This window comes from Methanoregula sp., assembly GCF_035543475.1.
GTDB lineage: Archaea > Halobacteriota > Methanomicrobia > Methanomicrobiales > Methanospirillaceae > Methanoregula.
On record NZ_DATKKA010000014.1, the window covers coordinates 1 to 6,395 of the forward strand.

Here is a 6,395-nt window from a genome sequence, read left to right on the forward strand (position 1 = left end):
CCTTGCATTCGCCGCAAAGCACGCCGGTGTTATCCAGATGGCAGACATCCTGCCCGCCCGCCGTGCCCGTGGCCCGAACGAGCCAGGTGGCATCAAGTTCGGTCACTTCGGTGATATGATCCAGGCAGACCGCAAGTACCCCAACGACCCCGTCAAGGCAACCCTTGAGGTCGTCGGTGCAGGTGCGATGCTCTTCGACCAGATCTGGCTCGGATCTTACATGTCCGGCGGTGTCGGATTCACGCAGTATGCAACCGCTGCATACACCGACAACATCCTTGACGACTTCTGCTACTACGGTCTTGACTATGTCAAGAAGAACCACGGCGGTCTCGGCAAGGCAAAGCAGACCCAGGAAGCAGTCAGCGACATTGCATCCGAAGTCACGCTCTACGGTATGGAGCAGTACGAGCAGTACCCGACCACGCTCGAGGACCACTTCGGCGGTTCCCAGCGTGCATCCGTCCTTGCTGCAGCATCCGGTATCTCCGCCTCGCTTGGTACCTTCAACTCCAACGCAGGTCTCAACGGCTGGTACATGTCCATGCTGATGCACAAGGAAGGCTGGTCACGTCTCGGCTTCTTCGGCTACGACCTGCAGGACCAGTGCGGTTCCGCGAACTGTATGTCCGTCCGGCCCGACGAGGGCTGTATCGGCGAACTCCGTGGACCAAACTACCCGAACTACGCAATGAACGTCGGACACCAGGGAGAGTATGCCGCAATTGCAGCAGCTGCTCACTACGGACGCCAGGATGCCTGGACCCTGTCCCCGCTCATGAAGATCACGTTCGCAGACCCGTCGCTCAAGTTCGACTTCTCCGAACCCCGCCGCGAGTTCGCAAAGGGTGCCATCCGCGAGTTCATGCCCGCAGGCGAGCGCTCGCTGATCATCCCCGCAAGGTAAGCACGATCGTCCCCAACCAAATTTTTTTTCTTTTTTGCGAGTGTTTCCTGATACAAGGATAGTTACTGCAGGGGGATCCGTTCGCTCGTCCCCCATCGCAGGGATCCTGTTTGTCTCATTCAGGAAACAGGGAAGGCACTCATTAGGACCCCCGTAAATTCTGGAAAACGCGGTTTGGCGATGATCCGCTCTGGAGCTGAAAAGCCTCCCGGTTATACCGAATGGTGAGACCGAAACATTCAGCTGCAGGGAGTGCCCGGATAACAAGGTTTTAAACATTTATGCGCATATGAGTAATTATAATACAGCAATTTCAGGAATCTACCATGCCAGAACCAACAACCAGTAACCAGAAATCCGTCGCCTCCCGTCACGGGTGCATCGATGAGCACACCTGCGCCTGCGGTGAGAAACACGAAGAGCACGAAGCCGGGGTCAGTCACCGGGAGTCCTGCACGTCCCCCTTAAAATTCGGTGAAACCTGCTGCTGCCAGTCCGAGGATGATGCCAAAAACGCACGCCATTCCTGTGGGCATGGGCCGCGCTGCAGGTAATTTCCCCGTTCCCTCGTCAACCCGGAGGCTGGAATCATGCCAGAATCCCTTTTTCTTCCCGATCTGCTCGAACAGTACATGAGCCGGCGGGGCTGCCCGGAATGCTGGATCACGGTCCAGGAAATACGGGCCGGGTTTCCGTCTCTCTGTCTTTCCGGACCAGCGGTCGCCGGATTCCTGCGCCGTTGCCACACGATGGCCTTCCCCTCCTGCAGGTACCGGGTGACCAGGATCGAGAAGATCCGGGACACGGTGCCTCCCTATCGTTCCATCAGGAGATACCTGGTGCAGGAGCGGCAGATTGCCCGTATTGATGGACACTAGCATCAGGAAACGACGGGCAGGTCGTTCCCGGCAAGGCTGTTATACTATTCCGGATACACTATCTCAGTGAGCGTGCGTTTGTGGCTGCCGAAATTCCTTCTCAGAACGAGTGCCCCCGCAGGGGAAGGCCCCGTCTCAGGCGTATCATCTCCAATACATCAGAATCGCGCTGCTACAAGCCCTGCTGCTGCCCGGAAGATGAAGGATCCGGCATCTCGCTCCAGCCCGATGAGATAGAGTTGATACGACTCGTCGATCTCGAGGGACTGGAACAGGAGGAGGCAGCAGAACGTCTGGGGGTCTCGCGGAAGACCGCGTGGCGGGACCTGCATGAGGCCCGGCGGAAGATCGCTGACGCGCTGGTCAACGGCAAGGGGATCGAGATGGCTGGCTGCCAGAAAGCGGCAGAAGGCCGGTGCCCGAAGTGCCCGCGGTAACGCACAGCACCGCCCTTTTTTTGTCCCGTTCCGTCATCTTTTTATGGTTTCGCTCATATGGGTAATTACCCTGTCTGAACAGACGAGGAGATGCTTATGGTTTACGAGAAGATAGAGGTGAACTACCACGAGGCTTCGGAAACGCTTAAAAAGCTCCTGAACCTGAAAGGATCGCCGGTTGCTATCAGGTTTGCGCCCACGAAAGCGGATATCCCGGCAGGGATCCCGGAGCTCGACAAGACCATCCGGCACTGTTCGATGGTGAACCTGGCACGGATGGAGGGTAAGATCTTCTATGCCCCTGCGGAGAAGCACGAATGCAACGGCGGCGCATGGTCGCTGGGCTTAAAACCGATCACACCCTCCTTAAAAAACGGTGAATTCTACTTCAAACTCGGGAAATTTGACAGCGATGCGGCCTGCAAACGGACGATCGAGCGGATCCCGCACCTGGACACGGGAGAGACCTATGCCACGATGTATGCTCCTCTGGAGAAGACGCCGTTTTCCCCGCAGATCATCCTGATCGTCACCACGCCCCGCAACATGCTCAAACTTGCCCAGAGCAGCCTCTTCCGGCTCGGCGGGAGAATCCACGCCGAGTTCTCCGGCATCCAGTCGGTCTGTGCGGATGCAACGGCACAGACCTATCACTCCGGTCAGCCTAACTTCTCGCTCGGCTGCGACGGATCCCGCAGGTTCTCCGGCATCGGCGACGACGAGATGGTGATGGGATTCCCGGCCGAGATGCTGCCGGAGCTGGTCACGGCCCTCCCCATCGTACTCGGGGCAGCCGGTTCAAAATAATCCACTCCTCGAAAGGGGGAATGCCCGGTGTGCCGGTGCTTCTGCAGCAGCCGGGAGATGCACGCAGGGCAGGATCCCTCTTACCCTTTTTTGTACCCGATCCTTAAATCTTTATGCTCATATGCGTAATAATTCTCTGCGAAGATCGCGAAGGTTACACTTATGCCGGGTTTTGACGGGAAAGGACCGATGAAACGGGGAAGACTGATCGGGCGGGGGCGGGGACCCTGCGGGAAGAACAGTGACGGCAGGGATCCTGAAGAGGAGCCCGTATCCGCCACCGAACCAAAACCCGCTGCACCCGGGAACAAATAAAAAAGGAGCAGGAGATACCATGCCAGCCCCATTTGTCAGCGTACGCGACCTCTGCATGGATTTTGGCGACACAACAGTCCTCAGCAACGTCTCGTTTGAGATCCCGGAAGGGGAGATCCTCGGCGTCATCGGGAGGAGCGGGACGGGAAAAAGCGTGCTGATGCACCTTCTCCGGGGGGTCGAGGATCCCCCTACCAAAGGCTCGATCGTTTACCACATGGCCGCCTGCGACCGCTGTTCATTCATGGACGTGCAGAGCCGGGCGGGGACCCGGTGCCCGAAGTGCGGCGGAGAACTCGTTGCCGTTGACGTGGACCTCTGGGACGAGAAGAGCAACGGGATGAAGTCCCGGGTGATGAACCGGACCGCGATCATGTTCCAGCGCACCTTTGCCCTGTACGGCGATGACCGGGTGATCGAGAACGTGCTCCATGCCCTCGACGATATCCGGTATCCCCCGGAGCAGGCGGTCAACCGCGCCGCAGACCTGATCGACCAGGTGAAACTTTCCCACCGGATGATGCATATCGCCCGCGATCTCTCCGGCGGTGAGAAACAACGGGTGGTGCTCGCCCGGCAGCTCGCAAAGGAGCCTGCCCTGCTCTTTGCCGATGAGCCGACCGGCACCCTCGATCCCGAAACCGCCCGGCTGGTCCATGCGATGCTCACCGAAGCAGCGGAGCGCAACCGGATGGGGATGATGGTGACCTCGCACTTCTCGCAGGTGATCGAGGACATGGCAGACCGGGCCATGCTGCTTGCCGATGGCGGGATTGCGGCCATCGGGTCCCCCCGTGACGTCATCGGTTCGTTTTCCCGGGAATACGAAGAGATCGGGGCAGTGGAGCCTCCGGAGCTCGGGGAGAAGATCCTCGCTGCCCGGGACGTGACCAAGCGCTATGTCTCTGCCGACCGGGGAATGGTCCGGGCCGTAAATTCCGTGACCTTCGATGTGGCAAAGAAGGAGATCTTCGGGATCATCGGCAAGAGCGGAGCGGGAAAGACCACGCTCTCCCAGATCATTGCCGGCATCATCGAGCCCACGAGCGGAGAGATGAACATCCTGATCGGGGACGACTGGGTGGACATGACCAAACCCGGCATCACCGAACGGGGGCGGGCAAAGGAGTATATCGGCCTCCTCCACCAGGAGTACGACCTCTTCCCTCACCGGACAGTCCTTGACAACCTCACCGACTCCATCGGGCTTGAGTTCCCCAAGGAGCTCGCGCAGCGCAAGGCGATATCAACGCTCGTAATGGCGGGATTTTCCGCGGAGAAGGCACGGGCCATCCTCCCCCGCTACCCGGGAGAACTCTCCAACGGCGAACGGCACCGGGTGGCGCTCGCCCAGGTGCTGATCCGGGAACCTCTCCTCGTGATCCTCGATGAACCGACAGGTACGATGGACCCCGTCACCAAGCAGGACGTGAAACACTCCATTCTCAACGCCCGCGACGAGATGGGAGAGACATTCGTGGTGGTCTCGCACGATATAGACTTCGTGCGGGACATCTGCGACCGCCTCGCCCTGATGCGGGGCGGGAAGATCCTCTCCATCGGCCCGGCTGCCGAAGTCCTCGCACAGGTCTCTGAAGATGAGAGCCATGACTGACACGAACACCCCCTTTCCAGGATGATCCGGATATGACCGTACCACCACACACCAACGAACCGGCATGCGACCAGAACTGCAGCACCTGTGCCTCGGCACAACCGCACAGCGCCCCTTCGGGACTGCCTCCCAAGGCGAAGATCGATGTCCGGCACGTGATCCTTGTGCTCAGCGGGAAAGGCGGGGTCGGGAAATCCACCGTTGCGGTAAACCTGGCGTCTGTCCTCGCAGGCCATGGCAGAAAGGTCGGCCTCCTCGATCTCGATTTCCACGGCCCCAATATCCCCAAGATGCTGGGGATCGAGAACCAGCGGCCGGCGGTCCTCAAAAATTCCATCGAGCCGGTTCGCGTCACCGGCAACCTCGCGGTCATGTCCATGGCGTTCCTGCTCCCGGACACGAGCTCGCCCGTGGTCTGGAGGGGCCCGATGAAGATGACGGCCATCCGACAGTTCCTTGCTGAAGTGAACTGGGGGGCGCTCGATTACCTGGTGGTCGATCTTCCCCCAGGCACAGGCGACGAAGCGCTCACCATAGCGCAGCTTGCGCCCAACGTGCGGGGAGCGGTGATCGTCACGACCCCGCAGGACGTGGCAGTGATGGATGCCACCAAGGCGGTGAAGTTCATCGAGAAACTGGACCTGCCGGTCCTTGGGATTATCGAGAACATGAGCGGGATGGTCTGCCCCCACTGCAAAGGAACGGTCGATGTGTTTGGCGAGGGCGGGGGAAAGAAGGCAGCAGAGGATCTTGGCGTGCCGTTCCTCGGTGCTATTCCACTTGACCCGGAACTGGTCCGCGCCGGCGATGCAGGACGGCCCTTCATCCTGCGGCATACCGGTTCCCCGACCTACAAGGCAACCGACAGCGCAATGCAGCTCCTTGTGGCCCATATTGAGAGCAAAAACTCCTGACCGGCAGGCAAAAGAGACACCTGCCCCGGCCTTTTTTAAAGATATGAGAAAGTATTCCGGTATCCCTGAGCTTCTGGAACAGTTCATGACCGAGCAGGGATGCGAAGAACGGTGGGTTACAGTAAAGGAGCTCCGCGACCGGTTCTGTCTCACCCGCTACCAGTGCAACACCGTTTCGGGATTCCTGCGGCGGCTGGAGTTCACCGCGTTTGGCCGCTTTCCGTATATCGTGGTAAAAATCGAGCACCTCCGGCCGCTACACCCGTCCGATCCGCCACAGTGCCGGTACCTGGTCAGGCATAACGGCAGGTCGGCCCGTGATACCGGCTGTAACGGTACAACACCGGGGGCCTGTTCTCATGGGGCCGCCGTTCACTCTTTCTCCGTCACCGTAACTGATGAGTAGGAAACTGACAGGAGGGGAAGGAGCAGGGATTGTCCCGGCAGCACCCGGGGAAATCCTCTGATGAAAACAAATATACCCTGACGGAAGGAAGAAAAATGAGATGAAAACCCCGTTCA

General features: G+C 59.3%; 7 protein-coding genes and 1 pseudogene. All 8 read left to right on the forward strand.

Annotated elements, in window-relative coordinates; genetic code table 11:
* A pseudogene (locus VMS83_RS05800) lies at positions 1 to 907 on the forward strand (methyl-coenzyme M reductase subunit alpha); the annotation flags it as partial.
* Between the two features lie 326 nt (positions 908 to 1,233).
* A complete protein-coding gene (locus tag VMS83_RS05805; RefSeq protein WP_325410772.1) occupies positions 1,234 to 1,461 on the forward strand; it encodes a hypothetical protein in 228 nt (75 codons plus the stop codon).
* A 36-nt stretch (positions 1,462 to 1,497) separates the two neighbouring features.
* Positions 1,498 to 1,785, forward strand: coding sequence for a hypothetical protein (locus VMS83_RS05810; RefSeq protein WP_325410774.1), 288 nt, complete (start codon positions 1,498 to 1,500; stop codon positions 1,783 to 1,785).
* Between the two features lie 80 nt (positions 1,786 to 1,865).
* Positions 1,866 to 2,222, forward strand: coding sequence for a DUF134 domain-containing protein (locus VMS83_RS05815; RefSeq protein WP_325410776.1), 357 nt, complete (start codon positions 1,866 to 1,868; stop codon positions 2,220 to 2,222).
* A 96-nt stretch (positions 2,223 to 2,318) separates the two neighbouring features.
* On the forward strand, positions 2,319 to 3,029 hold the full coding sequence (locus VMS83_RS05820; protein ID WP_325410778.1) for a DUF169 domain-containing protein: 711 nt from the start codon (positions 2,319 to 2,321) through the stop codon (positions 3,027 to 3,029).
* 334 nt (positions 3,030 to 3,363) lie between these two features.
* Positions 3,364 to 4,959 (forward strand): methyl coenzyme M reductase system, component A2, encoded by a 1,596-nt coding sequence (gene atwA, locus VMS83_RS05825; protein WP_325410781.1) that lies wholly within the window; start codon positions 3,364 to 3,366, stop codon positions 4,957 to 4,959.
* A 32-nt stretch (positions 4,960 to 4,991) separates the two neighbouring features.
* The gene (locus tag VMS83_RS05830) at positions 4,992 to 5,873 is read left to right on the forward strand and encodes an Mrp/NBP35 family ATP-binding protein (protein WP_325410783.1); all 882 of its coding nucleotides are present in this window, start codon (positions 4,992 to 4,994) and stop codon (positions 5,871 to 5,873) included.
* Positions 5,874 to 5,916: 43 nt separating this feature from the next.
* Complete coding sequence (locus VMS83_RS05835; RefSeq protein ID WP_325410785.1) at positions 5,917 to 6,279, forward strand: hypothetical protein; 363 nt, start codon at positions 5,917 to 5,919, stop codon at positions 6,277 to 6,279.
* Positions 6,280 to 6,395: the final 116 nt, after the last annotated feature.

Excerpts from the sequence above, each read along its gene's own strand:
- VMS83_RS05820 (WP_325410778.1), top strand. The coding sequence starts at position 2,319 with ATGGTTTACGAGAAGATAGAGGTGAACTACCACGAGGCTTCGGAAACG.
- VMS83_RS05830 (WP_325410783.1), top strand. The coding sequence starts at position 4,992 with ATGACCGTACCACCACACACCAACGAACCGGCATGCGACCAGAACTGC.
- VMS83_RS05810 (WP_325410774.1), top strand. The coding sequence starts at position 1,498 with ATGCCAGAATCCCTTTTTCTTCCCGATCTGCTCGAACAGTACATGAGC.
- atwA (WP_325410781.1), top strand. The coding sequence starts at position 3,364 with ATGCCAGCCCCATTTGTCAGCGTACGCGACCTCTGCATGGATTTTGGC.
- VMS83_RS05805 (WP_325410772.1), top strand. The coding sequence starts at position 1,234 with ATGCCAGAACCAACAACCAGTAACCAGAAATCCGTCGCCTCCCGTCAC.
- VMS83_RS05835 (WP_325410785.1), top strand. The coding sequence starts at position 5,917 with ATGAGAAAGTATTCCGGTATCCCTGAGCTTCTGGAACAGTTCATGACC.